Genomic DNA, 24,218 nt, shown 5'->3' with positions numbered 1-24,218 from the left:
CTGGACGACCACGAGGGGGCCCTGGGGGCTGTCCTGGCTTCCGCCCCGCCCCGCCCCGCCGCCCGTACTGTCACCCAGTGTGATGGGTGCGGGGCCGGGGTTGCCGGGGTTGATCGAGGTAATCGTGTCGGCGCTCACCTCCTTCACTTCCTTTCCATGCTGCTGAGGGCGGCGGCGGTGTTGCGGGCCTTGGCGGGGGTGATCAGGTGCCAGCGGGACGGCCAACCCGGGGCGGTGATAACGGGCTGGACGGCGGGCGCCAGCGGGGTGGCCCGGCGGGGGGCTGCGGACGGGGTGCCCGTCCGCGGCTCCGTGATCGTGTGACGCGGGCTCACAGGTAGCCCCCGTCGGTAATGTTGCGCTGCTTACTACGGGCCAAGACGGTGCGGACGTATCCAGCGTCCGCTTCGATTCCCTGCTGCGCGAGGCGCTTCACGATCTGCGGCGCTGAAGCGCCGGGGTCCGCCGCACGGACGATACGGACCGCTTCAGCCTTCGACACGCCCTGAAGCGGGAGCGCCTCACTGTCGCGCAGCAGGGGCGCCTCACGGATGATGCGGGGCGTCTCAGCGGAAGCAAGTGACACGCGCGACTGCGGCGCTTCATCGGCCTGATCTGCGGTTTCACCGACCGCTTCAGTGCGCTCCACGGTCTCCGATGCGACGGTCAGCTCGAGCGGGCGGCGCCTCTGAAGCTCCCGTGCCCGGTCCTGCCGCGTCACCTCGATGTCGAAGTCCGTGGACACTTCTGCGATGAGAAGTTCGGCGCGCATCGTGCGGCGCCGCATCTCCGCGGCGTGCTGTGCCTCTTCGAAGACGAGGCCGCGCTCCATCTCGGCGAGGGTGGCCTTCTCTGCGTCGGTGAGTGCGGCGGGGTCGCGCATGTCGGCAAGCGCCAGTGCCCAGACGACCTTGGCTCCGAGGGGGAGGAAGGGGCCGGCGTAGGCCATGGCGAGGTTGTTGTCGGCGAGGCCGTGCCAGACGAGGAAGACGGAGACGGCGAGGAGGGCGGCCCATCCGAAGAGGGCGACGGGCCACCTGCGGCCGGCGAGGCGGACGCTGCGGTATTCGGCGTAGATGACGGATCCCCAGACGGCGTCGGCGCATGCGGCGACGGTGATTCCGGCGGGGCCGGCTCCGAGGAGGTCGAACAGGCTCCACGTCGTCCAGATGAGGGAGCCGAAGGACAGGAGGGCGGCGAGCTTGATGAGGGGCGACGTCTTGGCGGTGGTGGTGTTCACTTGGCCTCTTCCTTTCGGGCGAGTCGGTTCTGGTCGGCGATGAAGTCGACGAGGGCGCCTTCGTAGGCGAACCATTCGGTGTTGCCGATGCGCAGGTCGGCGAACTGATGGTGGTGCTTCCGCTCAAGGGGCTTGCCGCCGTCCAGAAGGAGGGCGACGTTCTCTGCGCGGAGCGCGAGGGTGCGGATACGGCGCTTCAGGTCGGTGGTGGTGCCGATCTTGATGCGGTTGCCGTTGCGGATGAAGTAGACCAGGGGTGCGTGCTTGCGGACCGGGATCTGCCAGCGATTGTCCGCCTGTTCGTCCTGCACGGTGGACGGGGTGAGGGTGTCGGTGAGTTGATAGCCGAGGCTGGTCACGATGGCGTTCAGGCGGTTGCGGCGGTGTTCCTTCTCACTGACGTCGAAGGCGGCTGCGGCCTCCTGTGTCTCGCGGTCGTGGATGGCGTCGATGACGGCCTGATCCTCGGCGGGTAGCTCCTTGGTGCGCATCCAGGCGGACCAGGTCATGAGGGAGATCAGCGTCCCCATACCGAGGATGATCCACATGCCGATTCGCTCATCGTGCGCGGAGGCGGACAAAGCCGCAAAGAACAGGACGCTGACGTGGCCAACGGCCCAGGTCTTGCGGTGGTTGCGTCGTACGCGGCGGTTGTAGAACCAGACCTGTTCTTGGTGGAGGCTACTCATCCAGATGAGCGTCATGCCGATGACGAATCCCCAGGCGGAGATGGCGGGGACCGGGTCATTGTCGAGCATGGGACGCCACACGGCCGGCTGAGCGGTGATGGCCAGGTAGAGAACGGCTACACCAAGTTGGGAGGCCCAGGCGATGGTGCCGAGGGCTCGGTCGATGATGCCGATCGTTCTGGCGGACGGCCGGGCGGCGGTGGTCACGGTGATCGGTTCCTTCCGGGTGTGGGTGGGGGCGGTTGTTCAGGCGGTGTGGTGGATGGCCGGCTGGACGGTGTTGTCGGCGTTGTGGTTGTGGGCGATCTGTTCGAGGGCGCTGGCGATGCGGGTGAGGGCGGAGGCGATGGCGATGTTCGCGCGGGCGGTGGCTTCGTGGGCCTGTTGCGGGTTGGGCTCGTGGAAGCCGGTCTTCGGGTTGAGGGCGTTGAGGGCCTGGTCGATGAGCTGGTCGGTGGTGGCCATGGGCGGTGGTCCTTCCGGGGTTCAGGCGGCGGTGGTGAGGTTGTCCGGGTCGGTGGGGGTGAGGGCGTCGATCTCGGCGAGGTTGATCTCGGTTTCGAAGTCGGCGGTTGTCCAGGACTCCAGAGCGCCGTGCTGCTGACGGAAGCCGAGAGCGCTGCGGGTCGTGATCAGCTCGATCACCTGTGCACTGGTCAGGTCGCCCGACTCTGCGGCGGCGTGGGCGACGGCACTGATCTGCGGCCACAGCGACCGGACCAGGGTTTGGGCACGGTGCTGCGCGGCGGACCAGTCGATGCGGATTCCGTCCTTCGCGGTGAGGCTGAGGACGTCGTCACGGTCGTGGTCGGCGTTGGCGAGGTCTTCGGTGGCGGGGGTTCGCAGGCCGTGGTCGTCGAGCCACTTCAGGGCTGCGATCTCGCCTGCTGCTCCTTGAGTGGCGAACTGGGCGGCAAGGGACGGGTGGTAGATGACGTGGGTGATTCCGCCGACGTGCCAGGTGTCCGCGTCGCCGGTGTTGTCGAGGTGGAGGGAGATGAGCTGGATTCCCTTGTGGTGGGCGATGACGGCGTGGGCGGCTTCGTGGTGGGCGGTGAGGAGGAGTGCCTGCTGCCGGGTGAGGGGGAACTCGGGGCCGGTCATCGGGTGACTCCCTGGCGTCGGGCCTCGGCGACGATGCGGGCGATGTTCTCCGCGCTGGCCTTCATCGCGTAGAGCACGGAGATGGTGATCGTGATGGTGGCCGAGATGGGGACGTTGTGATGGGTGATGGTCCAGACGATGCGGGCGGTGACCGCGATCGCGGTGGCCCAGATGAAGATCTGGGTGCCGGTGGGCTTGTTCACTGCGGTTCCTTCCGGTGCTGGTTCGGGCGGGTGGTCGCTGGTCGTGCTGGGCGCCGTACCGCTGTGGGGGTTGTCAGCGGTACGGCCTCCGGCAGGGCCAGAGGGTGGGGGTCCGGTCCCCGCGGGGGGTGTCGGGGGCCGGACCCCGGTCGGAGGGTCAGATCTGGTCGGCTTCGGCATTTAGGGCTGCTGCCCTCTGGCGGTGACTGGTGATGGCGTTGGCTCGGTCGGCTCGGCGCGTGGTCTCCTCCCTCTCGCTGTAGAGGGCGTCCTCGCTGCTGCTGCGTTCGAGGTGGTTGGCCTGTTCGGTGTGGAAGGAGGCGATCTTGCGGAGTTCGTTGCGGAGGCTCATGCCGGGTCCCTTCTGAGCTGGTGGTCGAGGAGGTTCGGTCCTGTGGTTGGAGGGTCAGGTGAGGAGTTCGAGGGCGCGGCTGCTGGTGCGGGCGGCTTCCGCCCGGTCGCGCCACTCGGCGGCGGTGCGGCGGTGGATGGCGGCTTCGTCAGCGCGGCCGAGGTCTTCGAGCTGGCGGGCGACCTTGTCGTCGTGACGGGCGAGACCGTCGTACTGGCGGGCAAGGCGGGCGCGCTGCTCAGGGGTGTAGCGGGGCGGGCGGCGGCGGGTGAGGAGTCGCATGGTGTGGGGTCCTTACTGGTCGAGTGCGGCGCAGGCGGTTGAGGTGCTGGTGCGGAGGTCGGGGTCGGTGAGGTGGTGGGCGGTCAGCCAGCCCTGGTGGGTGGCCTCCTTCTGCTGGTCGAGGGGCAGGCTGCGCAGGCAGGGGTTCGAATCGGGGTTCGTGAGGCGGGCGATGAGGTGGGCGAGGGCGCCGAGGACGTCGGTGCTGTCCGGGGAGCCGACGAGGGTGGCGAGGAGTACCTGCGTCTGGTTGAGGTCGTGCCGACTCAGGGCGAGGAGGCGCAGGCCGTCGCGGATCAAATCGATGCCGGCGTGGACGCTTTCGAGGTCTTCGAGGGTGTCGCCGAGGTCGGTGCCGTGGATCGGGGGGACGGCGTTGTCGCCGGTGTGGACGTGCATCACAGCTCGCCCTCTTCGGTGATCTCGTCGAACGCGGCAACTGCCCTACGCGGGTCCTCGGCGGCGAGCTGCATGAGGAAGTCCGTGTCGAGGCCGATGCAGTGCTCCTCCAGGTCCTGCTCCAGGACCGGGTCCAGGGCGGCGTCGGCCGGGAAGTCGAGGCCCTTGGTGGCCTCCGTGAACGCCCGTGCGGCGGCCAGTGCCTTCGTCGCGATCTCAAGGTCGCGGGCGGACAGGGAGGCGTCGGCGGCGACCTCGCCGGTCGGGCCGAGGAGGATGATCCGTCCTGCGGTGTTGGTGTCGTCGGACAGGTTGAGGATCTGCTCCATGAACGCGAGGAGACGCAGGTCGTTCTCGTTGGGGTTCTCGCGGTTCATCACGCCACCGCCTTGAGGGCCTGCTCCAGGCGCTTCAGCGCGGCGAGGCCGGCGGTCGGAAGCGGCTCGGTGGACGGCTTGCTGACGCGGACGCGGTGCAGAGCCTCGTCGGCCTGCGTGGTGCTCGTGGTGGAGTGCTGTACCGGTCGGATACGGTTCTGCATGGCAGTCGCTCCTGGTTTGGCGGGTAGCGAGTGCCGGGTCCTACGGGGCCCCTGGACGGCCTGGGTGTGCAACCACCCAGGCCGTTTTGGCGTTTCCGGGGTTCCGTTCTTCCCGACGACACCCAATGTAGCGTCCTCGCGCTCCGAGCGCTAGTACTCGCGCTCGGGGTTTCTTTCGGCTAACCTCAGGGGTGTACCGCCGTACTCCACGAGCGCGGCAGCTAACGACAGAGAGAGGAGGTCGACCATGCGCGACACCCCCGGATACGCGGAGATCGCTCAGCACTTCCGTCGGCAGATCCGCGACGGGACGCTGAGGCCCGGCGACACCCTGCCGAGCTTCAAGGCGGCTAGCGAGCAGTTCGGCGTGGCGCACACGACCGTGAACCGCGCCTACCGGGTCCTCAAGATGGAAGGGCTGACGCACTCCAAGGTTGGAGTGGGGACAGTCGTATCCAGCCCCGTCAGCAACAACATCGGCACCCGCCTGGCTTTGCACGCGGCTACCGGTAGCGCTCTCGATGGCGGTGAGGAGTCGCGAATCCTGGAGGTCGGAACCACCGGCGCCGACGAACTGGTGGCGTCACGGCTCGACGTGGCCCCTGGCACGCCGGTTCAGGTACGCCGGCGAGTGGTCAGCCGGAACGGTCTCCCGATCCACCTGAGCAGCAGCTACTACCCGGCCTATGTGATCGCGGTGACTCCCGAGCTGACGGAGCCGGTGTCTACCGGCGCGTCGCGGGAGCTTGCAGCGTCACGGCTGGGCGTGGCCCAGGATCAGGTGCTGGAGGAGGTCACCAGTCGGCACGCCACGGCCGCGGAGAAGGAGGCCCTCGGGCTGACCGCGGGCGAGGTCGTTGTGACGCAGGTGGTTCGTACAGTGACGCTGGAGGATGGTCGGATCGTTGAGGTGGCTGTGAAGGTTGCCCAGGGTTCGACGATCTTGCGTTGGACCACGTCTCTTCGGCCTCAGGAGTAGAACCGTTTTACGGCCGACCGCACCAGCGGCACGGCCGGCCGCCCTACGTGCCGGGCCCTGCGAAGACTTCGGCAGTAGGGAATCCCCGCTAGGAGATTCGCCATGACTCTATCCCGGCTTCCCTCGGACGGAAGTACTCGCCCTGGGGTGCGCCCGTGACCGAGCGCAAGGACCCCGCCTACATCTCGTTCACCGACGCCGCAGACCTGCTGGTCAGACGGGGAATCGTCGGCTCCATGACCCCCCGCGGCCTCCGCCATATGGCGACCGCCAGGAACGGCAAAACAACGCCCGCTAAGCAGCGCTGGCCGTTCGGCGACGGGCCCGGCCAGGAGCCTTACCTGGTAGCGGGCAGGACACGCATGATGCGCACCGCTCGCCTCCTGAAGTACCTGGAGAAGTACCCGCCCAAGGGGCGCGGCCCCGCGCGGGGGGAACGAACCGCACGCGAACCGGAAGAATGATCCCGTAACCGACCGCCTGTGTTCGCAGCCGCAGGCCCGGATATGCGGAACGGCCGGCTAGAGATCGCAGCGATCTCCCACCGGCCGTCCAAGCAGTACCAGCGGATCGCAGCCCGCTGGCGAGTGAAGATCCCTTATAGCTTCGAGGAAGGGCCTCCACGATGGAGAGTACCCGTTGTCACGCGGTTCGTGACAAGTACCCCCTGACGATCCTCCGCACGGCAGAGGCATCGCGATGACTAACCAGGGCGAGTACACCGGGCTTGTCACCGGGTTGCTGCTGGTGGGAGCCACTTCCGGCATTGCCGTATTTGGCACCGCTTCCTCCTCCGCCAACGCGAAGGGGAGGACCTGGTGAGTGCCGAGTCCGTCGGCCAGGATGGCCTGGAAGTCCGCGAAACGTTCAAGCGTGCCTCGGAGTTCGCTCCGCACGTCACCATGACCGACGAGACCTTCTTCTCGCACGGGTGGCAGCCACTCACGATCACCGTGCTCCAGTCCCTCTGGTTCCTTCCAACCGACGCCACCTTCGACATCCCGTTCCTCGTCGACTGGTACGAGAAGCTCGGCTGGAAGGGCGCCAACGGCAAGCCGTTGGGGGCCAAGGTTGTTCGCCGAGAGATCGGCATCATCCGCGACGCGGGGTACGTCACCGTCAACCGGCTTCGCGGCGAGGACGGTACCGCGGTGGGCATCCAGTACTCCGTCTCGCAGCGCCGAAGCGATCAGCCGCAGCCGTCTGAGTCGTGGGTTCCGGTCATTCCGGGCACAGAGGAAATCCGCAGGTCGCACCACGTGGCACCAATGGCCACACGTGGTGAATCGCCACAGGCGGTCAATGGGGAAAAGCCCAGCTCAAACCACGTTGCATCAATGGCCACATGTGGTAAGTCGCCACAGGTGGTCAATGGAACAAAACCGCAGGTCGCACCACGTGGCACCAATGGGTTCCACCCCCCACACCCCCCGGAGGAGGAGGATTCCTCCTCCCCCTACCCCCTCACACGCCCCACGGGCGGCAAGCCGTCACAGACGGAGGAGGGGCCGGAGTCCTCTCCCGAGGACCTCCGCCGCGCCGAAGCCTTCCTGCAACAGATGCAGCGATGGCAGGCCGGTGGAGCCACAGCCCGCAAGCAGGCGCCCCGTCTGCTCCGCACGATGCGCAAGCAGAACTGGCCGCCCCTCGAAGACCTGGACGACACGCAGCGGGCACTCCTTGAAGCGGAGATCTTCCGCAACACCGGTGGCGCCAAGTCCTGGGTGAGGTGCCTGCCCGGCTGGATCGAGGACCTTCGCCTCTACGACCGCGTCCGCGCCCGCACCGGGGCCACGGCGGGCGGTGACGGCCGGGAGCGGTGCCCAGACCACCCCAGCCGCTACCGAGGCCGCTGCATCGAATGCGCCATGGCCGTACCACCGTCCTGACCACGTGCTGCGGGCCGCTCCCATGCCGGGGAGCGGCCCGCGAATCCCCTGAACGCATCACCGAACAGGAGACCTCCAGTGTCCACCAGCATCCCCCCGCAATACCAGCCGGCCACCGACGACAACCCCGACGACGAGCCCTGCTTCACCCGCATCCCCCCGCAGGACCTCGCCGCGGAACAGTCCGTCCTCGGCTCCCTGCTCCTCGCCGGGGACAAGAGCAGCGCCTCCCACCGGTTCTTCGGCGAGATCCTCGACACCGGCATCACCGCCAGCGAGTACTACCGGCCCGCCCACCAGATCATCCACCGCACCATCCGCGACCTGGCCGCAGCCGGCGAATCCGTAGACCCGATCACCCTCACCGCCGAACTGACCAAACGCGGCGACCTCGCCCGCGCCGGCGGAGCCCCCTACCTCCACGCCTGCACTCAAGCCGTACCCACCCCCGCCAACGGCTCCCGCTACGCCGAAATCGTCCGAGCCAAGGCGTACCGGCGGGCCGTCATCGAATCGGCGAACAGCATCCTGGAGTACGCCTACAGCAACACCGGCGACGACGACGACATCCGCGCCCTCGTCGAGCAGAAACTCACCGACATCATCGCGGGAACCCCCGGCGTCAGCGAGGCACCCCCAACCGTCGGCGACCTGTACCTCGACTTTGTCGCCGACCTCGAAGCCGTCCAGGAAGGGAAGAAGACCGGCCTGCCGTACGGGTTTATCGACCTCGACACGCTCACCTCCGGCATGCAGCCCGGCAACGTCACCGTCGTCGCCGCCCAGTCCGGGATGGGCAAGTCCACGTTCGCCCTCAACTCCGCCGTCGCCGCCGCGAAGACCGGCGCCCCGGTCATGTTCTCGTCGCTGGAGATGAGCGAGACCGAACTCATGCAGAAGATCGCCGCCGCCGAAGGGAAGATCGCCCTCCACCACCTGACACACCAGGGCGGCCTCACCCAGGACGGCTGGGAGACCGTGATGCGGCTCGGCCCAGAGCTGTTCCAGAAGCTCCCCCTGCGCGTTTACCGGCCCGACGGCGCCTCCCTGGGCGACATTGCCTCAGCGGCCCGCGCATGCGCCCGTACGGGCGGCCTGGGGCTCCTCGTCGTCGACTACGTACAGCTGGTCGAAGTTGAGCAGTCCCGCAACGCCAGCCGCGAACAAGCCGTCGCATCCGTGTCCCGCGGGCTGAAGAACCTGTCCGTGCAGCTTGACTGCCACGTGATCGCCCTGTCGCAGCTCAATGACGACGGCCTCATGCGTGAGTCTCGGGCGATCAAGAACGACGCATCCGTGGTGATCAAGGTGGAGCGGCCGGACCTGGAAGAAGAAGGGTCGCCGCGCTCCGGCGAGGTGGACCTGTTCGTGGAGAAGAACCGGTTCGGACCGACCGCCCGCGTGACGGTCGCCGCGCAACTCCACTACAGCCGCTTTGTCGACATGGCCCAGACCTGATTCAGGAAGGATGCAGTGGCATGACAGAGCTTCAGCAGACCGAGTACCTGTACGAGCTGTGGGACGCCAACTGGGACGACGGCCCCCTCGGCAATTACAAGGTGTACGCCCATCCGATCACGAAGAAGACCACCAAGCGGATCTACTTCACCTACCTCAACGATCACCGCACGTCGTTCGTTGACCGGCAGAAGATCGAGGCGGACGGCGAGGTCTACCACGGCTACACCATGCGCCGCCTGCACATGGCGCCGCCGGAGATCCCCCACCAGCCGAAGCGTGCCTCCCTGGCGGAGTTGAAGCAGGCGATGGCCGACGCTCACCCGGACCGGGGTGGCACCGATGAGGCGTTCATCGCCGCGCGCCAGAAGTACGAGACGGCGAAGGCGCGGCAGAACGGCGCCTGACCGTCCCGTCGGCGCCTCTGGGTTACGCCTGGGGGCGCCCGACAATCCCAACCGTCTTCCCGCATGGTGGGACACACGCAGTAGCAGTAGCACCCCCCACCACAGGCGCCGCACTCGTCGGCACAGGCATGCTGACCGCAGTCCGCACAGGTCATTGCGTTGCAGTTGCTGCACTTCCAGCTGTCGTAGCTCACGACGTAGTAACCAGCAGCATCTGGATCGGTCACGCTGTGGGCCCGACTCCAGGCGGCGCCGCGGGGAACGGCTGGCGCGTACCGGGAGACGATGCCTGTACGCCCCTCGCCCCAAGGAGCCCCCCGTGACCGACCAGAACGCCCAGGACCTCCTCGCCTGGCTGGAGACCGCCATCACCGCGCGCGAGGAGGCAGCGCGGAAGGCTGCCGCTCTCTGCGGCTGCCACCCGCCTACCCCGGTCTGGTCCTTCCGCGACGGCGACGGTCCGACGGACGGGCGGATCCTCGTTGTCGACGATCCGCACCCCGGCGTGAAGCGCAAGATCAGCCGTCGGTGGAACGGTTCCTACGAGGGCCTGTTCATGGCAGAGCACGTCGTACGCCACGATCCGGAGTCGGTGCTGCGTCGCTGCGCCGCCGACCGGAAGCTGCTGGAGCTGCACCAGGGCGTTCCCAACCACGGTCGGTACAGCGAGCCGGAATGCCCCGACGACTGTGACGGGCAGCACAACGGGCCGTCCGTCTGCATGGCTTGCCGCGACTACGCCGGTGATCCGTTGGAAGCGCCCTGTCACACGGTGCTGGCCATCGCTGAGGGCTACGGCTGGCCTGTCGGCGGCAAGTAGGGGCCCCAGGGTCCGTCGGCTACGGGACTGTCAGTTCGTCCGTGGTCATCGTCATGTCCACCATCGACGGCCCCAACAACAGCGTCGCCACATACCCGCCGCACTCCGACCCGTCCAACAGCGTCGCCTCCGACGATCCCGCACACCCGCCCTCCGCATACGCGGCCGACGCGTCCTCCACGTCCCCGATCGCCTCCAGCGCCTTCGGGTAGGCGGCGGTTGCGCCAGCGGTGTCGATGGCGTCCCGCACGTCGTACACCAGCTCCGTCAACCTCGTGATGTGGTCCACGCACGGCTTCGCTCCGACGGTCTTGCACACGTCGTCCTGGCTACTGCTGGTGGCGGCCTGAAGCTTCGGCGACCACTCGGTGGACAGCTTCGGCCTGGCGGCCGTCGTCTCCGACTCGGCCGGGGCCGCAGACGACGTGGACGGGGCCGGCGAGCCGTCGGCCTTCCCGTCCCCGTCATCTCCGCTCGAGCAGCCCGCAGCTAGCACGGCGAGCAGAACGGCGGCGGTAGCGGTGGTGGTGTGGCGCATGAGTCCCCCAGAGGTGATCGAATCCCTCCGCGCATCATCCGACCCCGTGAAGGCCAGGTGAAGGGAAGTCACCGACCTGTGACGCGTCATCCCCCTTCGTCCGTCGTTCCCAGCGTCCCAGAGCCGACGGCGTAGGAGAATGCCCCCATGCCCGCCCGAACATCGAAAGCTCTCAATGCCTGGTCCGCGTTGAACGACCGTCAGCAAGGCACCCTCGCCGTCATCTACGAACTCGACCAGGGCGCCGAAACCAGCCGACGAGCCAACGCCGCTCGCGGCTACTACGACGACAGGCCCGCCTACGAGTGGCGTCAGATCGACTTCGCCCACGAACCAGCCCTCCGCAATGTCTTCGGGTGGACAGCGCTGCAAGAGCGGCTGATGTGGCGCGGATGGGACAATCAGGGCAACGGCTCCACCATGGCCGCGTTGGAGCGCCGCGGCCTGATCACCCGCGACGGCAAGCCCACCCAGTGGGGCTACATGCGCACCGTCCAGTTGACGCGGGAAGGCCGTGCAGCAGCCCGCGCCGGAACCAGCCTCAACCCCGGCGGCCCCCGCAAAGCGGCACTCGGCCGCCGCTCGTGGGAAGTCCTCGCCCTGCTATGGGCGGCCGACCAGCGAGGCGAGCACCTGAAGTGGACGCACTCCACAACCATCGAGCGAGCCTTGATCGACAAGCACGTTCCGCCCCTGGCCCGGAACCGTGCTGGCTACGACGGGTACGAGATCACTGACCGGGGGCGCGACTTCTACCGCGAGCACTACGCCGCCCACACCGCCGCGCACCCCGACGTTCGCGCACCTCACCCCAATGGCACCGACGCCGAACCCTGGCCACCCGCGGCAGACCGCCTCCTCGCCGAACACAGGCAGCTCTACCGCGGGCTGCTCACCGCATGGAAGGACGCCTGTGCGGCCCGGCAGGCCGCCGAGACCGAAGCCGCCGCACCCCCGCCCAAGGTGCCGGCCGCCGTACCTGACGCAGTCGCCGCACTGGCTGAAGCCCGACACAAGTTGTGGTGCGACACCGCCCAACAGCGGGCCGCGCTCGCCGCCGAGCACGCCGAAGACCTCCACGCCCGGACCGAGCACGGCGCGCGTGGGTACGCCTCTGCCGCTCTCGCTGCCCACCGTGCGGCAGTCTCACAGACAAACCCCCTCGACAGCCTGACGCCGCCAGCGCCGAACATCGAAGACTGGGACGAACCGCCACTGCTGGCACCAGCAGAGACCGGCATCCACGCGCTCGACGCGGAGGCGGCGAAACTGCACGCGGCCGTCGTCGGCAAGCCCATCAAACGTCGCGGGCCAGCGCCCACCCGACGCACCCGCCGCGGCAACGTCCGCATCCCGCAGACCACCCCCACCGAGCCCGGCGGCGCCCTGTACGCACTCGCGGACTACCTGTTCGGCCAGGTCCGGGGCGGCGATCTCACTCGTCGTCTGCACCCGGCAAGCTGACCTCCGGCTCTACGCCGCCGTCCCCGGCCCGGCCTCCCACGGGTCCCCTGTAGGCCGGGTCAGCCCATCATCCACGGGCAGGCGCCGCGCGGGCTCCGTTTCGTCCAGCTCGTAGAAGTGCGCGCACTCCTCACACCGAACTCCGTCCACCAGGTCCTGATCCTCACCGTTGGGACAATCCGACCCGTCCCCACGCCCCGCGCACACCGTGTCCCCTGAAGCGGCCATGCAGCCGACCGTGCGCTGCTTTTACCCCGGCCCGGGAGGGTGCCCGCGGGGGCGTACAGGCGTACCGGTCAGGCACTACGCCCCACCCGGCAGATACCGCCCCACGTGCCCGCCTTTAGCTGGAAGACTGACCGCGTCACCGACAACGCCTTGGAGCACCGACCATGGACCTCGACCGCAGCCCCTCCCAGATGGCCGCCGAAGCCGCCGCCGCCGTACGCGCCCTGAACCACCGCACCCGCACGGCCGGCGACGACTGGCAGTACCCGGGCGACGCCTACAACGTCGTCGGCAACCTGTCCGAACTCGCCATGATGCTCCCCCAGGCCCTCGAACAGGTCACCCGGCTCATCGAAGACCTGAAAGAGACGGGCCGGCTGCGCAGCGACAAGGACACCCTCACCCAAGACCTCGACGAGGTTTTCTACGGCCTGGGCGTAGCCCGCGACGCCGCGCAGCAGCTGTACAGCGCCCTGAACCGCGCCCACAACGGTCTCGGGTCGATCGGCTACCAGGACTGATCGCGGCCTCAGCGGGCGCGTCTGACGGGCGTTCACGGTCCTGCCGGTGCACGATGGTGGCGCGACCCCCGGTCACTGGGGGATAGCGCCCGCAGAGCGCCCCCACGACCCGGTAGCCCGGCGAGGGGAAACGCTGGTCGACCGCCCCCGGACATCGGCGAATTCCAGGGGGCGTCTTCACGCCTGCACGTCCACCCCGGGCCAGTCTGGATCATCCTGAGCGGTTGGCAGCGTCCCGTACCCCTCGTACCAGGGGTTGGTCCACCCGCAGGCACACGAGTACCGGCCCTTGATCCCCGCGATCTCCGTGCCGCACCCACCGCACTGTGACCGGGTGATCTCCTGCCCGGCGAGGAAGTCCGCTGCGGCGGCCGCAGCTTCCATCGGGCTAGCGCACGGTGCGGCTGGTGTGCTCTGTCGTTTCCTGCTCACGGCTTCGACCCTACGCGCGGTGCCGGCGTGTTCCCGGAGATCGGCCCGCATTGAGGGCACAACCAGGACCCGTCAGGGCCCTGCTGGGCTTGGCCGCCGCACTTGTTGCAGTTCATGGCCGGCTCCCTCCGTGGCGTGGTCGAGCCCAGGATGACGCGGGACGGGTGGCGGCGGTAGAGGGCAGAAGTCGACACCACACACCGTCATACGCATTGCACTGCCATGTCTATATGGGTACGGTGGAGGGGTTGAGAAACCCACCGCATCGACCGTGGGGAAGCCGACGCCCAAACCCCGGCACACTCACCACCACACCCCCAACCCGGGAGCCCTGCATGGTCAAGCCTGCATCCGACCGCTACGTCATCGGCCGAGACGGTGTCTTCGCCACGCTCTACGACCGCCAGGAGCAGCGTTTCGTCGTCGAGAACGCCACCGAGGAGCACTGCCGCAAGGTGCGCACCGAACTGGAAGCCTCCCAGCGTCTCGACTCAAACGTGGAGGCGTGATGCCGCAGAGCAGCAGTGGAGGCTTCTCCGGCATCAGTCTCGCCGGACGCTGGGAGTGCGGGAACTGCGGCGCCAGCGGCAACGGCTGGTACGACGAGGAAGACGGCCTCCTCCTCCAGGACCAGGACGGGCAGCCCTTCGACGCCGACGACCACGAATGCGAGGCGTGATGCCGCAGCGAGTCCAGCGCAAGCGCAGCCCCGGCTGGCGCGCAGGAGCCGCCCTCATCGTCGACCGCAGCAGCCGCTACGGAAACCCCTGGCGGATCATCGACGACCACATCCTCCTCCACCCCGACGGCATCACCCAGCCCTTCGGATCTTCTGAAGAGGCCCGCGCCGCCGCCAGCAGCCACTACCGGGCTTGGCTGCACGGAACCGGCCCCGACACCTGGAAGGTCGGACGGAAAACCTTCGACCGACGGCGGGTGCTCGCCGATCTGTGGCGCCTCAAGGACCGCGACCTCGCGTGCACCTGCCCCCTCCCCGAGGTCGGGCGGCCGGACTTCTGCCACGCCAGCGTCCTCCACGAGTACGCGGACCATCCCGAGAGGCTGGCCTTGTGAGCAGCATCCGACCGGACTTCGCCGCTTACGCCAGCATCGAAGCCATCCGCACCCAGTACGAACGCGCTCAAGCCCAAGCCGACATCGCAGCCGACCGGGCCCGAGACCTGTTCCTCCTCCTCTGCCAACGCGAAGACCAAGCCCGCACCGAAAGGACCAGCCCGTGACCGACAAGCCGGCCCTGACCGACCGCGTCAAGAAGACCATCGGGCCCAACATGCTCTTCGGTCTCCAGGACGCCGAGCTGGACGGCGAAGGCGGCGAGCAGCGTATCCGCGAGTGGGTCGACTGGATCGCTGGAGCTGTTGCACCCCTCGTTGCAGCCGAGGTGGAGGCGGAAGTCGATCGGATCCGGGCCGCCGTCACCGAAGGGAAGGGCATCGGACGTCCGCTGACCGCCTCGGACGTCATGGTCGCCCACGAGGTCACCCGCAAGGCCCTCGCCCACGCCCTGAACGCGGGCCTGCACCTGAACTGGCCGCAGCTCGTAGACGAGGCGCAGCGCGCCCGCGAGGCGAACGCGGCCTGGAAGGCGGACGTCGACCGGGTCCGTGCCCTGCACTACAAGCAAGGCGCGTACTGCGCGATCTGCACCGAAGACTTCGGGCGGCTCTCCGCCCCCTACCCGTGCCCCACCATCCAAGCCCTCGACAGCAAGGAGTCGACGACGTGACTGGTCGCCCGCCGTTGATCGCCGACCACTGGTTCCGTGAGGGACCCGTCCAGCCCGACGGCTCCGACGGCTACTGGATCTGCGGCCGCTGTGGCCAGCACCGCGGTGACCACCTCCAAGCCGAGGGCGACTGGCGGAAGCCGCTGCATGCGGTCGTTCCGATGCGGATCCGTCCGTCGCACTGCAAGGCGTGCGGCAGGCACCACCGCCACACCACACACACCCCGTGGCTGTGGGATCAGCTCACCCCACTCACCGACCCGAAGCAGACCGAGGAGGTCTGACCGTGGGAGCAGCACTGCACCTCGCCCACGTCCAGCACACGCCCGTACGGAAGCGGAAGAGGAAGGGCGGTGGCGACGGAGGAGACGGCTACGACGCCCTCGTAGCCCGCGTCTACCAAGACCAGCGCATGACCCCCGAAGCCCGCGAACTCATCCTCCTCCTCGCCTGGCTCGCCGTCCGCGACCCCAACCGCTACGACGCCGACGGGCACCTCATCAACTGGAGGAAGCGCGCCTCAACGATCCTCGACCGGGACTCCCCCGCCAGGCAGTCCCGCCTCGCAGACCTCGTCTACGCCGACCGTCCCCGTTACGAGGACAAACGCGATGGCTGGGAGCAGCGGACGTGTGCCGCACCGATGATTCGCCGGTCCGGTCTGTGCGGGCAGCATGCTGTCGGTCACGACTACACCGTGGACCAGGCCACCGGCTGGAGGACGGCCGTCTGGTACTGCCGCCGCCACGAGCCGTGGGGTCGGGGCCTCCGCACCCAGCGGCTGGCCAACCCCGGGCCCGAACCGATCCCGAACGCCGGCGGTCTGGTCACCTCGTACCTGCTGGCCGACGGGGAGGGGCAGGAGGCGTCGTGGGCGCGCCTGTACAAGGAGGCCGCGGTGTGGCACTACGACCGTCACTGGGAGCCGCCGAAGACGTACGGGATCGTGGCCGACAACTGGCCTATTCCTGGTAGCGATCCCGTACCTGTGCGCGCCCGGCTCCGTCTGGTCATCGGCGGCGGCCTGGAGGACGCGTGACCAGCCGTACGGCCCGGCGTCGGGTCCCGGCCCGGGTCGAGTCCATCGAGGAACGCCTCGCCCTGCCCACACCCGCCGTCCTACCCGGCCAGGAGACCATCCCCGTCGCCACCATCGCCCACCACGCGCACGAAGGCCCCGGCCTGTGGTGCAGAGCAGACCTGTTCGGCACCCGCTGCGGGGAACACCGCGACGCCCACCACCACACCGGCAAGGACCAGCCGTGACCATCACCGCCGAACACGTCCGCGACCACGTCTACAAGCTCATCTACGAGGATCTCAACCTGTGCTGCGGGTTTCCCGAAGACTCCTACGACCTGGTCCGCGACATCCTGACCGCGTTCCGTACCAAGGACGCCGTACGCACGCTGCTCCCCCACGACGGCGCCCGCTATCTGATCCTCGGACTCCTGGACAACGCCGGCCTCATCGAACACGGGTCGACCATCGACGGCGCCTGGCTCACCAGGAAAGGCGAATGGTACTGGCGGGCCCTCACCCGATTCGACTACGACGACATCCAAGGTGACACGGAGACGGCTGAGGGCGTGAGGCTCCCGCATGACGGCAAGGCGTGCATGGACTCCTGCTTCAAGCCGTTCTGGGGGCTGCACTGACCGGTCAGGCTGTCTGCTCGTACTCCGCCCCCACCGGCCCGGTGGGGGCGCTGTCGTCTGCCTTGTTGTCCACCGACAACGCCCACTGATAGATCAACTCGTTCATCGTCGACACCCCCCACAACGCCTTCAACGCGGCAACCTCGTCGGCGAACTTCCGATCCGACACCCCGAACCGGCGGGCGATCGTGGAATGCGACGCAGGCGTACACAGGTTCCGCATGATCTCCCGCTGACGGCGCGTCGTCCGCACCCCCACCATCGCGGAAGCCGCCGACCCCACCGTGTCCCGGGCATCCCCGCGGGTACGAAGATCCCCCACCCAGGGTTCCGCCCGCATCCACGTCTGCTCGAAAGCGCGAGCCAGCACGGCGACCGCGGCAGGATCAGTGATCAGCCACGCGGCGTGCGGCGGTGATTCGGCGACGATGTAGTCGGGGACGACCGCAGCCTCCCTATCCACGATGATCATCCGTTCGAACTTGCCCGGCAGGGTCCGGTACTGCGCCGACCGGCCCGGCCCGCGGTTCGTCATCGCCTGCACGTAGCCGGCCGTCGGAGCATGGTCCCGCACCGTGTCCCGGTACACGGTCCGCAGGACCACGCCGCGGTCCAGAGCAGCCGAGTCCCGCGGCATCGCCTTGTCCAGCAGGGCCTGGTCGCGGGGCCCGCCGGGCTGCGCGGCGAGGATCTCCCGCTGCGCCCCACCCACCACGTCCTGCAACCGTGCGTTCGCGGCCTCGCCACTGTCCAGGTACACGGACGCGCAGCCCGCCACGCGGAGCTGTACGGCTTCGTAGTGCTGGGACAGCTGGGAGGCAATGTCCGGGAGCTGCCGGAGCAGTGCGACGCGGGCCTCGGCTTCGGCGAACAGCTCGGCCGTCCGCTGCTGCACGGCCTGCTTCGGGTCCCGGACTCCGGGGACGCCGCCGGGCTGGTCCTCGAGGGTGATCAGCCCCCAGTCCAGCAGTTCGGTCTGCGCAGTGGGGTGCGCGGTAGTGATCCGCTCGACTTGTTCGATATCCCGTATGGCGCAGGCGCCGAAAAGCCGCAGGGCCTCCGCCGACAATTCCCGACCGCTACCGTGCGCACTGGTTATGGCCAAAGGTCTCGTATCCCCCGCTGAAATCCCCGTGATCGATTGCGTCTTCCTGCACTGCGAACACCCGCACGATCAAACCCTGGAAGACCCAACCAGCGTACGACACAGTGGCCGTGGGGCGTCCCCCGACGCTCGTAGCCAACATCCTCCCCACACCCCAAACGACTACTGCCAGGTAACAGCCGTTTGAGACAAAGGGATTCGCAGCAGGATGGACAGCAGCGAGAATTCGGGCCAGGCGCCCCACTACACGTTCCGGCACCATTACAGAAAGGCCCCACCGTGAAGCCACTCAAGCGACTCACCGCCGCCCTGTTCCTCACCGCGGCACTCGCCGGCGGCAGCCTCACCATGGCCGGTGCGGCGGCCGCCGACGACACCACCGGCACCCCGACCGTCACCGAACCCGCAACGCCCGGCACCGACGGCACGGATGACACGTGGTGGGGTCTCCAGCCCGCCGACCCGGCCCCCGGCGGGACCACGGCGCGTCCCGCAGACACGTGGTGGGGCTGACCCCCCACCGCACGGTAGACCGGCCCGGCAGCACGCCCCCAACGCTGCCGGGCCTTGTCGTGCAGGGGGAACGGTCGGCCCGAACCGCGCGACCGTAGACGCATGACCCCTTCCCAGGCCACCACCACACCCACGCCACTCGCCGTCGACTACAGCGGACGCCCCCTCCACGTCGGAGACACCGTCGCCTACATCGGCACCGACCCCGTCGCCCTCTACAAGGGCCGCATCGTCGTCACCGCCCCGCTCAACATCTGCATCGAGGCTGGCCCCCACCTCATCACCTTCAGCGGCGTCCCCGAATCCCTCGGTACGCAACGGCCGCGCCCTCTGGACGGGACCGTCAGCCGTAACGAACGGGGCGAGAAGCTGCGGTATCCGCAGGTCGCGCTGACCGACACAGAGGACCGCTTCAGTGCCAGCGTCTACCTCGGCAACCAGGAGATCGGCGACGTCACCCGCGAGATGGACCGCATCACCCGAATCCAACGGGACGGCGTCTGATGCCCAGCCACAAGGACTACAGCGAGCGCCGTGAGGCCTACTGCGCCTGGCTCACCGCCAACCACATTGACCCCGGTGATGTCCTCCTGGACGCCGACGTCTACCTCGACACCGCCAGCGACGGCACCCGCGTCATCGTCTACGAGGCGTGCGCCAAAGACGCCCAGGGCCGCAAGCACGTCAACGAACGCGGCGACGGCGTAGCCATCGAATGCCGCACGACGCCGCTCCTGGTGGAGCCGCCCGACTGGTGGGAGCCGTACCGGAAACCCCCCCGCGACCAACTCCTCGCCGTCCTGGACCGCGTGAAGGCCCTCGCCGACGAGGAAGGCGAAGCCAACACGTACATCGAGCGGGCCCGGCTCCGCGCCGTCCTCAACCTGGCCTATGAGACGGAAGGACTGAAGCCGTGACTCAGCAAGCCGTCATCCACCGCACGGAACTTCCCATCGACGACCGACCCCACGGCATCGACCTCACCGGGGAGATCCTCCACACCGCGGTCCGTCGACCTGGCGCCGTGGACGTCTGGTACCAGCCCCGCCCCGACAGCATGGAGCCGATGCGGCGCAGCTTCCAGATCGTCGGCACCGGCCAGCCCATCCCCACCCACCTCGGCTTCGACGTGATCGGCAGCCACAGAGGCACCGCCATCTCCCCAGACGGGCAGTGGGTGTGGCACGTCCTTGAGAACTGGTGCCCGCATCCGGAAGTGGTGGAGACGCCGAGGATGGAGGACCCGCCGGACCGGGCCCCGGGCATCTGTCAGGCGTGCCGCCTTCACCTGATCGGTGACGGGGAAGGGTTCTGGGTGCCCCGGTAGCCCTATCGAGCGGTGGGAACGGGTGCCGGTTTCGTGCCCAGACTGAAGGGCATGCCTCGCAAACCCTCCCGAACCGTCCGTGCCCTCACCACACTCCTCGGAGCCCTCGGCGGCGTCCTCGCTCTCACCGCCGCCACCCTCACCAGCCCCGTCTACAGCGGCACCGGCTGGAAAGCCCTCACCACCGAAGGCATCTACAGCCTCAGCCCAGACCCGTACGAGATCGTGTTCGCCGACACCACCGCCCGCACCAGGCTCGCGAAGTACTTCCTGCTGCCGGCCGCGCAGGTCACCCGGTCCGTCGGCGTCCCCATCACCGTCACCACCACCCTCGACCTCACACCGCTCGGCACGTGCCCGCCCCGGCACCGCATCGTCGTCCACTACCTGCACCAGCCCCTCGGCCAGCCCGGCATGTCCCAAGCCCGCCCCTGCTACGCCACCGGCAACGGCTCCGCGTGGGGCGGGCACATCCTCATGGACTCCGAGTACTGGACCATCCCCACCTGGTTCGGCCCCGACCCGGCCGTGAACGAAGCCCGCCGCAAGGACGCCTCCACACACGAACTCGGGCACATCCTCGGCCTCGACCACCCCAACACCGACATCGACAGGGACGGCACCGTGGAAGCCGGCGAATGCGTCGCCAAGGACTGGCTGAAGCCCGTCATGTGCTCCCCGAACCGTGGCCTGCCCTGGCCCACGGTGGAGGAGACGACGGGTCCGGTGGCCTACAACTTCACGGAGCCGGGGAAGTTCTCGAAGGACTTCGATCTGCCGGGTCTGCGGCAGTTGCTCGCGAACTACGTGCTGCGGCAGGGCTGACCGCGTTCGGGGGACCTTTGTCAGTGGCGCGTGCCATGCTGGGTGGAGCAGCTCGGTAGCTCAGCGGCAGAGCGCGGTACGGCCGTCTTTGTGACTCCGAGGTCGCCGGTTCGAGTCCGGCCTGGGCTGCGGTCCGCCTTCCGCCCCATCACGCGTCCCCCGTCGTGATGGGGCGGTCGTGCGTTCACACCTTCGGCTGCGCGGGTCGCTCTGGGAGGTCCACTCCCGGCCGTCCGACGTACCACTCCCAGAGTTGGCGGGTGATGTTGCTGCGGTCGCTTCCTGCGGCACGTGCGGCGGCGTCAAAGGTTGTTGCGAGGTCGTCGTCGATGCCGCGTAGGACGCGCTGCTTGTGCCTGTGGACGTTGGCCATGGACCGATCCTCTCAGGTGGCTTGCCACCCGTCAAAAGGCCTGCCATAGTAGAGGTGGCAAGCCACCCTTGAGCAGGGGAGAAGGAAATGGACAACAAGATTCTCGTCAGCGACATCGCAGCACAGGTCAACGCCACCGACGACGACGTCCGGGCGCTCGACAACCAGTGGCAGCGAATGATCCGCATCGACACTGACGGCAGCTACTACGTCGAATCCGCCAACCAGAACTACCTCTGGGGCGCTCTCTACTCGACCGCCCAAAACCGCCGAGAGGCCCGCGTGCAAGCCGCCAATGCGCGACTGATCAAGGCATACACCGCACTCAAGACGTCGACCGCCCCGGCATCCCGCAGCGGCCAGATCGCATGGCAGAGCAAGATGATCGGCCTCTTCACCGAAGTCCGCGACGCGCTCGTGGAACTCTGCGACGCCAAGGTCGCCGCCAAGATGATGAAGCCCAGCACCGCCGAGGCGCTGCGAGTGAGGGCCAACCGAGTGCTCCGTGACGCGGAGGGCAACGCCAGCCACGCCGCCCGCCAGATCCGTGCGATCTCCCGCAGCATCTGAAGGTCTCACGGTCATGACTGCACCCAACTGGTACGCCGACGCCGAATGCCGCCGCGAGGATCCAGACCTCTTCGATCCTCGCGGTGAATCGCTCCAGTACCAAACACAGATCGAGCAGGCGAAAGCCATCTGCCGTCGGTGCCCGACTATCGACGCCTGCCTAGCCTGGGCGCTGGTCAACGAGGGCAGCCTAGGTATCACTGATCGGCAAGGCGTCTGGGGTGGCACCACGCCCCGCGAACGATGGGCAATGAGTCGCCCTGCCGGGCGGTCGAGAAGGGCTTGATGAAGAGCTTCCACATCACGACATGGACGCAGTCAGAATCAACGCCGCAGAGGGGTAGAGGCCCCCGGAGACGTACCCCGTCCACCCCGTCCGCGCATCCCCCGTCGCGGCCGGCGCGGACGTGCGTTCAGGGATCCATCAGAGAATTCGGCGAAGGGCGACCGACCCTCTTGCCAACTATGCAGCACGTGATGCATAGTGATGTCACGTCAAGGGGCCAACCCAAGCCCCAACGCACAGGAGGACACCATGTCCAACGTCACCATCAACGAGAAGGAACTCGCCGCGCTCCGCCTCGCCGCCAAGTTCATCACTGACCACGAAGACATGATCTCCTTCTACAACCAGTTCGCCATCGAAATCGCGAAGATCCACACCCCCAACGCCACGGCGAGGGCCTTCATGGACGTGCGAGAGACCGAACTGAAGATCAACCGAGACTTGGAGGCCGTCCTCGACTCCCTCGGCGAAGCTGGCCTCCTCGACTGACCATGACCGACGACCTCTGGACCATCAAACAAGTCGCCGAACACCTCGGCATCAAGCCCAGCAGCGCACGCGGCACCCTCTCCCGCTGGGGAGTCCAAGCCGTAGAACGCCGCATCGACAGCCACGGCCGCGCCCACTCCCTGTACGACCCGGACGAAGTGAAAACGGCCCATGCCAACCGTCCCGGACGCGGAGCCCGAACCGACCGCGCCACCGAGAAGTGAGGACACCAACCATGAGCACTCCGACCGAACTCCGCGCTCGCGCCGCCGAACTGGAAAGCCGCGTGCCCCCGCTCATCGCCGGGCCGCGTACCGACGATGAGCGGATGTGGCTGGAGAAGGCCGCCGCCCTCCGCGCCGAGGCCGACCAGCAGGAGGAACGGGAGTGGGAGCGTACCGGCCGTATCCCGTGCTCGGACTGCGGGACCCTGGTCCGCACCGAGACGCTGGAGACCCTGCCCGCCCACAACTGCACCGCACACCAGCGGGCACGCCGCCACCGCGCCACCGAGAAGTGAGACCCGAGCCCATAGGCAGAAGCGCCCCCGCCTGAGGAAAGCAGGCGGGGGCGCTCGCATGTCAGCCTACGCCGCCCTCCAGGCCGGGCCCCGGGTTGCACACGCCGCACATCTCCACGACCAGCGTCTCGTCCGCCAACGCCTCCGCCACCTCCGCCCGCTCCAGATAACCGTGCTCGCCCTTCCAAAGCCCGCACCCACCCCGATGCAACACCGTCCGCCGGTCCCGCGTCGGCTCCAGCTTCCACCGCGCCTCAGCGAACGCACGCTGCGCCTTCCGCTTCGCCTGCTCCACCTCCGCCTCAAGCGTGCGAATCGTCGCGTCCGTGGTCCGTAGCTGCCAGGCCAGCCACTCCCGCAGGACACGCTGCTTTGAAAGACGTTCTTCCGGGGGCAGATCGTTCATGTGTTCGATCGTACGGGCCGACGAAAAGGGCCCGCCACCTGGGGACTCCCCCAGCAGCAGGCCCTCTCGTACCGCATCCGACTGCGAAGCCGTGGGTGCCCCCTATGCGGTCCGGTCAGGCTACGCCGCACTACCGTAGTCGGGAAGCACCCTGCGCGCCCGCGCCGCGAGCACCAGCGCGTTGGGCTGTACCGGACCCCTTCCGCCCGGCATGCCCGCCAGCACGTCCAGCAGCCGGTCCGCGCCCAGCACGTGCACCATCCGCTCCCAGCCCGGCACAGACACGTCCAGACGGCCCCCAGGGGCGACTGGGGAACCGTGGACGACCAGCATCGGCATCACCATCGACGCCGGCACCCCCAGAGCACGGGCGACCGCGGACGCGTACCCGGCGACCTTCTCCACCTGTACGTGCCGGTCCTCCTGCCCGCAGTACACCCGACCCCGCACCAGCGTCGTCGACCGTTGGGCGTGCCACTTCTTCGAGTCCAGCACAATCAACCCGGCACCCGACGGCGGTATCAGCACGTGATCCAAGTTGAAGCAGCGACCCGGCACCCGCAGGTCATGGAGAACCGTCCATCCGTCCGGTAATCGGGTCAGCAGGGCTGCGGTCCACTCCTCCCCGAGGCGTCCGTGGTCACGTCGGATTGCGGCGGCCTCGAGACGTCGGTCCACGGTGTTGACGCCGAACCAGCGGAGGACGGTCCGCCACCAGCCGCGCCGGGCGGCCGCGTGGAGGCGGGCGGCCTCACCCGCCGTCGACCCACCCGCCGTCACCGGTACTCCTCCAAGTGCTCCTGAGCCTGCTTCGCCAGCGAACACCCGGCGCACGAGAGGTTCTCCCCGAGAC

Annotated in this window: 42 protein-coding genes, 1 tRNA gene and 1 pseudogene; 28 read left to right on the top strand and 16 right to left on the bottom strand. The window is 68.3% G+C overall.

What is annotated here, in order from left to right; all coding sequences use genetic code 11:
- Positions 1-143: 143 nt before the first annotated feature.
- From IE94_RS40000 to IE94_RS39990, 11 genes are all read right to left on the bottom strand, one after another.
- The gene (locus IE94_RS40000; RefSeq protein WP_157849382.1) at positions 144-335 is read right to left on the bottom strand and encodes a hypothetical protein; all 192 of its coding nucleotides are present in this window, start codon (positions 333-335) and stop codon (positions 144-146) included.
- Positions 332-1,240, bottom strand: coding sequence for a hypothetical protein (locus tag IE94_RS39995; protein ID WP_030188131.1), 909 nt, complete (start codon positions 1,238-1,240; stop codon positions 332-334). The genes IE94_RS40000 and IE94_RS39995 overlap by 4 nt, the downstream gene beginning before the upstream one ends.
- A complete protein-coding gene (locus IE94_RS37275) occupies positions 1,237-2,136 on the bottom strand; it encodes a GIY-YIG nuclease family protein (protein WP_030188130.1) in 900 nt (299 codons plus the stop codon). Before IE94_RS37275 ends, IE94_RS39995 begins: the two co-directional genes overlap by 4 nt.
- 39 nt (positions 2,137-2,175) lie before the next feature.
- Complete coding sequence (locus IE94_RS0124400; protein ID WP_030188128.1) at positions 2,176-2,394, bottom strand: hypothetical protein; 219 nt, start codon at positions 2,392-2,394, stop codon at positions 2,176-2,178.
- A gap of 21 nt (positions 2,395-2,415) precedes the next feature.
- Positions 2,416-3,033, bottom strand: coding sequence for a hypothetical protein (locus IE94_RS0124395; protein ID WP_030188125.1), 618 nt, complete (start codon positions 3,031-3,033; stop codon positions 2,416-2,418).
- Complete coding sequence (locus tag IE94_RS0124390; RefSeq protein ID WP_030188123.1) at positions 3,030-3,236, bottom strand: hypothetical protein; 207 nt, start codon at positions 3,234-3,236, stop codon at positions 3,030-3,032. Before IE94_RS0124390 ends, IE94_RS0124395 begins: the two co-directional genes overlap by 4 nt.
- A 157-nt stretch (positions 3,237-3,393) precedes the next feature.
- Complete coding sequence (locus IE94_RS0124385) at positions 3,394-3,588, bottom strand: hypothetical protein (RefSeq protein WP_030188120.1); 195 nt, start codon at positions 3,586-3,588, stop codon at positions 3,394-3,396.
- 54 nt (positions 3,589-3,642) lie between these two features.
- Positions 3,643-3,870 (bottom strand): hypothetical protein, encoded by a 228-nt coding sequence (locus tag IE94_RS41580; protein ID WP_030188118.1) that lies wholly within the window; start codon positions 3,868-3,870, stop codon positions 3,643-3,645.
- Positions 3,871-3,882: 12 nt separating this feature from the next.
- Positions 3,883-4,269 (bottom strand): hypothetical protein, encoded by a 387-nt coding sequence (locus IE94_RS0124375; RefSeq protein ID WP_030188115.1) that lies wholly within the window; start codon positions 4,267-4,269, stop codon positions 3,883-3,885.
- Entirely contained in the window at positions 4,269-4,646 is a 378-nt protein-coding gene (locus IE94_RS0124370; RefSeq protein ID WP_030188113.1) for a hypothetical protein, read from the bottom strand. Before IE94_RS0124370 ends, IE94_RS0124375 begins: the two co-directional genes overlap by 1 nt.
- Positions 4,646-4,810, bottom strand: a complete 165-nt coding sequence (locus tag IE94_RS39990) for a hypothetical protein (protein WP_157849381.1) — start codon at positions 4,808-4,810, stop codon at positions 4,646-4,648. Before IE94_RS39990 ends, IE94_RS0124370 begins: the two co-directional genes overlap by 1 nt.
- A 247-nt stretch (positions 4,811-5,057) precedes the next feature.
- Here IE94_RS39990 and IE94_RS0124360 point away from each other — a divergent pair, with 247 nt between their 5' ends.
- From IE94_RS0124360 to IE94_RS0124335, 6 genes and pseudogenes are all read left to right on the top strand, one after another.
- Entirely contained in the window at positions 5,058-5,789 is a 732-nt protein-coding gene (locus IE94_RS0124360; RefSeq protein WP_030188109.1) for a GntR family transcriptional regulator, read from the top strand.
- 155 nt (positions 5,790-5,944) lie between these two features.
- On the top strand, positions 5,945-6,253 hold the full coding sequence (locus IE94_RS0124355; protein ID WP_030188105.1) for a hypothetical protein: 309 nt from the start codon (positions 5,945-5,947) through the stop codon (positions 6,251-6,253).
- 354 nt (positions 6,254-6,607) lie between these two features.
- Positions 6,608-7,678, top strand: a complete 1,071-nt coding sequence (locus IE94_RS0124350; RefSeq protein WP_030188102.1) for a hypothetical protein — start codon at positions 6,608-6,610, stop codon at positions 7,676-7,678.
- Between the two features lie 216 nt (positions 7,679-7,894).
- A pseudogene (locus tag IE94_RS0124345) lies at positions 7,895-9,136 on the top strand (replicative DNA helicase); the annotation flags it as partial.
- A 20-nt stretch (positions 9,137-9,156) separates the two neighbouring features.
- Positions 9,157-9,543 (top strand): hypothetical protein, encoded by a 387-nt coding sequence (locus tag IE94_RS0124340; protein WP_030188097.1) that lies wholly within the window; start codon positions 9,157-9,159, stop codon positions 9,541-9,543.
- A 319-nt stretch (positions 9,544-9,862) separates the two neighbouring features.
- A complete protein-coding gene (locus IE94_RS0124335; RefSeq protein WP_030188094.1) occupies positions 9,863-10,363 on the top strand; it encodes a DUF6221 family protein in 501 nt (166 codons plus the stop codon).
- Between the two features lie 19 nt (positions 10,364-10,382).
- Here IE94_RS0124335 and IE94_RS41575 read toward each other — a convergent pair whose 3' ends face one another.
- Positions 10,383-10,901: a hypothetical protein gene (locus tag IE94_RS41575; protein ID WP_157849380.1), complete on the bottom strand. Its 519-nt coding sequence runs from the start codon at positions 10,899-10,901 to the stop codon at positions 10,383-10,385.
- 147 nt (positions 10,902-11,048) lie between these two features.
- On the opposite strand from IE94_RS41575, the gene IE94_RS0124325 reads away from it, so the two are divergent.
- The 11 genes from IE94_RS0124325 (at position 11,049) to IE94_RS0124265 (ending at position 16,951) form a co-directional block, all read left to right on the top strand.
- Positions 11,049-12,365, top strand: coding sequence for a hypothetical protein (locus tag IE94_RS0124325; RefSeq protein WP_157849379.1), 1,317 nt, complete (start codon positions 11,049-11,051; stop codon positions 12,363-12,365).
- Between the two features lie 392 nt (positions 12,366-12,757).
- Positions 12,758-13,114, top strand: a complete 357-nt coding sequence (locus IE94_RS0124315; RefSeq protein ID WP_051777655.1) for a hypothetical protein — start codon at positions 12,758-12,760, stop codon at positions 13,112-13,114.
- 767 nt (positions 13,115-13,881) lie between these two features.
- Positions 13,882-14,055 carry a hypothetical protein gene (locus IE94_RS39985; RefSeq protein ID WP_157849378.1) on the top strand — a complete coding sequence of 58 codons (174 nt, stop codon included), beginning with the start codon at positions 13,882-13,884 and terminating at the stop codon, positions 14,053-14,055.
- A complete protein-coding gene (locus IE94_RS39980) occupies positions 14,055-14,225 on the top strand; it encodes a hypothetical protein (RefSeq protein WP_157849377.1) in 171 nt (56 codons plus the stop codon). The genes IE94_RS39985 and IE94_RS39980 overlap by 1 nt, the downstream gene beginning before the upstream one ends.
- Positions 14,225-14,620: a DUF4326 domain-containing protein gene (locus IE94_RS0124295; protein WP_051777653.1), complete on the top strand. Its 396-nt coding sequence runs from the start codon at positions 14,225-14,227 to the stop codon at positions 14,618-14,620. The genes IE94_RS39980 and IE94_RS0124295 overlap by 1 nt, the downstream gene beginning before the upstream one ends.
- Entirely contained in the window at positions 14,617-14,787 is a 171-nt protein-coding gene (locus IE94_RS39975; protein ID WP_157849376.1) for a hypothetical protein, read from the top strand. Before IE94_RS0124295 ends, IE94_RS39975 begins: the two co-directional genes overlap by 4 nt.
- On the top strand, positions 14,784-15,293 hold the full coding sequence (locus tag IE94_RS0124285) for a hypothetical protein (protein WP_030188077.1): 510 nt from the start codon (positions 14,784-14,786) through the stop codon (positions 15,291-15,293). Before IE94_RS39975 ends, IE94_RS0124285 begins: the two co-directional genes overlap by 4 nt.
- Entirely contained in the window at positions 15,290-15,577 is a 288-nt protein-coding gene (locus tag IE94_RS0124280; RefSeq protein ID WP_157849375.1) for a hypothetical protein, read from the top strand. The genes IE94_RS0124285 and IE94_RS0124280 overlap by 4 nt, the downstream gene beginning before the upstream one ends.
- Before the next feature lie 2 nt (positions 15,578-15,579).
- On the top strand, positions 15,580-16,332 hold the full coding sequence (locus IE94_RS0124275; RefSeq protein WP_030188072.1) for a hypothetical protein: 753 nt from the start codon (positions 15,580-15,582) through the stop codon (positions 16,330-16,332).
- The gene (locus IE94_RS0124270; protein WP_030188069.1) at positions 16,329-16,559 is read left to right on the top strand and encodes a hypothetical protein; all 231 of its coding nucleotides are present in this window, start codon (positions 16,329-16,331) and stop codon (positions 16,557-16,559) included. Before IE94_RS0124275 ends, IE94_RS0124270 begins: the two co-directional genes overlap by 4 nt.
- The gene (locus IE94_RS0124265; RefSeq protein WP_030188067.1) at positions 16,556-16,951 is read left to right on the top strand and encodes a hypothetical protein; all 396 of its coding nucleotides are present in this window, start codon (positions 16,556-16,558) and stop codon (positions 16,949-16,951) included. The genes IE94_RS0124270 and IE94_RS0124265 overlap by 4 nt, the downstream gene beginning before the upstream one ends.
- 4 nt (positions 16,952-16,955) lie before the next feature.
- Here IE94_RS0124265 and IE94_RS37270 read toward each other — a convergent pair whose 3' ends face one another.
- Positions 16,956-18,056, bottom strand: coding sequence for a phospholipase D-like domain-containing protein (locus tag IE94_RS37270; RefSeq protein WP_157849374.1), 1,101 nt, complete (start codon positions 18,054-18,056; stop codon positions 16,956-16,958).
- A gap of 279 nt (positions 18,057-18,335) precedes the next feature.
- Between IE94_RS37270 and IE94_RS0124255 the strand changes: the two genes are divergently transcribed.
- From IE94_RS0124255 to IE94_RS0124230, 6 genes are all read left to right on the top strand, one after another.
- Positions 18,336-18,569, top strand: coding sequence for a hypothetical protein (locus tag IE94_RS0124255; RefSeq protein WP_030188063.1), 234 nt, complete (start codon positions 18,336-18,338; stop codon positions 18,567-18,569).
- A 102-nt stretch (positions 18,570-18,671) separates the two neighbouring features.
- On the top strand, positions 18,672-19,073 hold the full coding sequence (locus tag IE94_RS0124250; RefSeq protein WP_030188061.1) for a hypothetical protein: 402 nt from the start codon (positions 18,672-18,674) through the stop codon (positions 19,071-19,073).
- Positions 19,073-19,486: a hypothetical protein gene (locus IE94_RS0124245; protein WP_030188058.1), complete on the top strand. Its 414-nt coding sequence runs from the start codon at positions 19,073-19,075 to the stop codon at positions 19,484-19,486. The genes IE94_RS0124250 and IE94_RS0124245 overlap by 1 nt, the downstream gene beginning before the upstream one ends.
- Positions 19,483-19,896 carry a DUF7352 domain-containing protein gene (locus IE94_RS0124240; protein WP_030188056.1) on the top strand — a complete coding sequence of 138 codons (414 nt, stop codon included), beginning with the start codon at positions 19,483-19,485 and terminating at the stop codon, positions 19,894-19,896. The genes IE94_RS0124245 and IE94_RS0124240 overlap by 4 nt, the downstream gene beginning before the upstream one ends.
- 51 nt (positions 19,897-19,947) lie before the next feature.
- Positions 19,948-20,721, top strand: a complete 774-nt coding sequence (locus IE94_RS37265; protein WP_051777650.1) for a zinc metalloprotease — start codon at positions 19,948-19,950, stop codon at positions 20,719-20,721.
- A 49-nt stretch (positions 20,722-20,770) separates the two neighbouring features.
- Positions 20,771-20,850 (top strand) — tRNA-OTHER (locus IE94_RS0124230).
- A gap of 55 nt (positions 20,851-20,905) precedes the next feature.
- On the opposite strand, the gene IE94_RS39970 is transcribed toward IE94_RS0124230, so the two are convergent.
- The gene (locus IE94_RS39970) at positions 20,906-21,094 is read right to left on the bottom strand and encodes a hypothetical protein (protein ID WP_157849373.1); all 189 of its coding nucleotides are present in this window, start codon (positions 21,092-21,094) and stop codon (positions 20,906-20,908) included.
- Between the two features lie 87 nt (positions 21,095-21,181).
- Between IE94_RS39970 and IE94_RS0124225 the strand changes: the two genes are divergently transcribed.
- The 5 genes from IE94_RS0124225 (at position 21,182) to IE94_RS0124210 (ending at position 22,959) form a co-directional block, all read left to right on the top strand.
- Positions 21,182-21,664, top strand: a complete 483-nt coding sequence (locus IE94_RS0124225; RefSeq protein WP_030188050.1) for a hypothetical protein — start codon at positions 21,182-21,184, stop codon at positions 21,662-21,664.
- Positions 21,665-21,677: 13 nt separating this feature from the next.
- Positions 21,678-21,950, top strand: a complete 273-nt coding sequence (locus IE94_RS38355; protein WP_078606578.1) for a WhiB family transcriptional regulator — start codon at positions 21,678-21,680, stop codon at positions 21,948-21,950.
- Between the two features lie 249 nt (positions 21,951-22,199).
- Positions 22,200-22,439, top strand: a complete 240-nt coding sequence (locus tag IE94_RS0124220) for a hypothetical protein (RefSeq protein WP_030188047.1) — start codon at positions 22,200-22,202, stop codon at positions 22,437-22,439.
- A gap of 2 nt (positions 22,440-22,441) precedes the next feature.
- The gene (locus IE94_RS0124215; protein ID WP_030188046.1) at positions 22,442-22,663 is read left to right on the top strand and encodes a hypothetical protein; all 222 of its coding nucleotides are present in this window, start codon (positions 22,442-22,444) and stop codon (positions 22,661-22,663) included.
- An 11-nt stretch (positions 22,664-22,674) separates the two neighbouring features.
- Positions 22,675-22,959: a hypothetical protein gene (locus IE94_RS0124210; RefSeq protein WP_030188044.1), complete on the top strand. Its 285-nt coding sequence runs from the start codon at positions 22,675-22,677 to the stop codon at positions 22,957-22,959.
- A gap of 61 nt (positions 22,960-23,020) precedes the next feature.
- Here the strand turns inward: IE94_RS0124210 and IE94_RS0124205 are convergent, their stop codons facing one another.
- Together IE94_RS0124205 and IE94_RS37260 are read right to left on the bottom strand one after the other, a co-directional pair.
- Positions 23,021-23,365, bottom strand: coding sequence for a DUF6233 domain-containing protein (locus tag IE94_RS0124205; protein WP_030188042.1), 345 nt, complete (start codon positions 23,363-23,365; stop codon positions 23,021-23,023).
- A gap of 120 nt (positions 23,366-23,485) precedes the next feature.
- The gene (locus IE94_RS37260) at positions 23,486-24,043 is read right to left on the bottom strand and encodes a nuclease-related domain-containing protein (RefSeq protein ID WP_106977998.1); all 558 of its coding nucleotides are present in this window, start codon (positions 24,041-24,043) and stop codon (positions 23,486-23,488) included.
- Positions 24,044-24,218 lie beyond the last annotated feature (175 nt).

Source organism: Streptomyces violaceorubidus (genome assembly GCF_000717995.1).
Classification (GTDB): Bacteria; Actinomycetota; Actinomycetes; order Streptomycetales; family Streptomycetaceae; genus Streptomyces; species Streptomyces violaceorubidus.
This window is presented reverse-complemented; position numbering and strand designations above follow the sequence as displayed.

What these genes read in the sequence shown, in the direction of transcription:
- IE94_RS0124400 (WP_030188128.1), bottom strand. Translation starts at nt 2,394, where the DNA reads ATGGCCACCACCGACCAGCTCATCGACCAGGCCCTCAACGCCCTCAAC.
- IE94_RS0124395 (WP_030188125.1), bottom strand. Translation starts at nt 3,033, where the DNA reads ATGACCGGCCCCGAGTTCCCCCTCACCCGGCAGCAGGCACTCCTCCTC.
- IE94_RS0124385 (WP_030188120.1), bottom strand. Translation starts at nt 3,588, where the DNA reads ATGAGCCTCCGCAACGAACTCCGCAAGATCGCCTCCTTCCACACCGAA.
- IE94_RS41580 (WP_030188118.1), bottom strand. Translation starts at nt 3,870, where the DNA reads ATGCGACTCCTCACCCGCCGCCGCCCGCCCCGCTACACCCCTGAGCAG.
- IE94_RS0124375 (WP_030188115.1), bottom strand. Translation starts at nt 4,269, where the DNA reads ATGCACGTCCACACCGGCGACAACGCCGTCCCCCCGATCCACGGCACC.
- IE94_RS0124370 (WP_030188113.1), bottom strand. Translation starts at nt 4,646, where the DNA reads ATGAACCGCGAGAACCCCAACGAGAACGACCTGCGTCTCCTCGCGTTC.
- IE94_RS39990 (WP_157849381.1), bottom strand. Translation starts at nt 4,810, where the DNA reads ATGCAGAACCGTATCCGACCGGTACAGCACTCCACCACGAGCACCACG.
- IE94_RS0124360 (WP_030188109.1), top strand. Translation starts at nt 5,058, where the DNA reads ATGCGCGACACCCCCGGATACGCGGAGATCGCTCAGCACTTCCGTCGG.
- IE94_RS0124340 (WP_030188097.1), top strand. Translation starts at nt 9,157, where the DNA reads ATGACAGAGCTTCAGCAGACCGAGTACCTGTACGAGCTGTGGGACGCC.
- IE94_RS41575 (WP_157849380.1), bottom strand. Translation starts at nt 10,901, where the DNA reads ATGCGCCACACCACCACCGCTACCGCCGCCGTTCTGCTCGCCGTGCTA.
- IE94_RS0124325 (WP_157849379.1), top strand. Translation starts at nt 11,049, where the DNA reads ATGCCCGCCCGAACATCGAAAGCTCTCAATGCCTGGTCCGCGTTGAAC.
- IE94_RS0124315 (WP_051777655.1), top strand. Translation starts at nt 12,758, where the DNA reads ATGGACCTCGACCGCAGCCCCTCCCAGATGGCCGCCGAAGCCGCCGCC.
- IE94_RS39985 (WP_157849378.1), top strand. Translation starts at nt 13,882, where the DNA reads ATGGTCAAGCCTGCATCCGACCGCTACGTCATCGGCCGAGACGGTGTC.
- IE94_RS39980 (WP_157849377.1), top strand. Translation starts at nt 14,055, where the DNA reads ATGCCGCAGAGCAGCAGTGGAGGCTTCTCCGGCATCAGTCTCGCCGGA.
- IE94_RS0124295 (WP_051777653.1), top strand. Translation starts at nt 14,225, where the DNA reads ATGCCGCAGCGAGTCCAGCGCAAGCGCAGCCCCGGCTGGCGCGCAGGA.
- IE94_RS0124250 (WP_030188061.1), top strand. Translation starts at nt 18,672, where the DNA reads ATGACCCCTTCCCAGGCCACCACCACACCCACGCCACTCGCCGTCGAC.
- IE94_RS0124245 (WP_030188058.1), top strand. Translation starts at nt 19,073, where the DNA reads ATGCCCAGCCACAAGGACTACAGCGAGCGCCGTGAGGCCTACTGCGCC.
- IE94_RS37265 (WP_051777650.1), top strand. Translation starts at nt 19,948, where the DNA reads ATGCCTCGCAAACCCTCCCGAACCGTCCGTGCCCTCACCACACTCCTC.
- IE94_RS39970 (WP_157849373.1), bottom strand. Translation starts at nt 21,094, where the DNA reads ATGGCCAACGTCCACAGGCACAAGCAGCGCGTCCTACGCGGCATCGAC.
- IE94_RS0124225 (WP_030188050.1), top strand. Translation starts at nt 21,182, where the DNA reads ATGGACAACAAGATTCTCGTCAGCGACATCGCAGCACAGGTCAACGCC.
- IE94_RS38355 (WP_078606578.1), top strand. Translation starts at nt 21,678, where the DNA reads ATGACTGCACCCAACTGGTACGCCGACGCCGAATGCCGCCGCGAGGAT.
- IE94_RS0124220 (WP_030188047.1), top strand. Translation starts at nt 22,200, where the DNA reads ATGTCCAACGTCACCATCAACGAGAAGGAACTCGCCGCGCTCCGCCTC.
- IE94_RS0124215 (WP_030188046.1), top strand. Translation starts at nt 22,442, where the DNA reads ATGACCGACGACCTCTGGACCATCAAACAAGTCGCCGAACACCTCGGC.
- IE94_RS0124210 (WP_030188044.1), top strand. Translation starts at nt 22,675, where the DNA reads ATGAGCACTCCGACCGAACTCCGCGCTCGCGCCGCCGAACTGGAAAGC.
- IE94_RS0124205 (WP_030188042.1), bottom strand. Translation starts at nt 23,365, where the DNA reads ATGAACGATCTGCCCCCGGAAGAACGTCTTTCAAAGCAGCGTGTCCTG.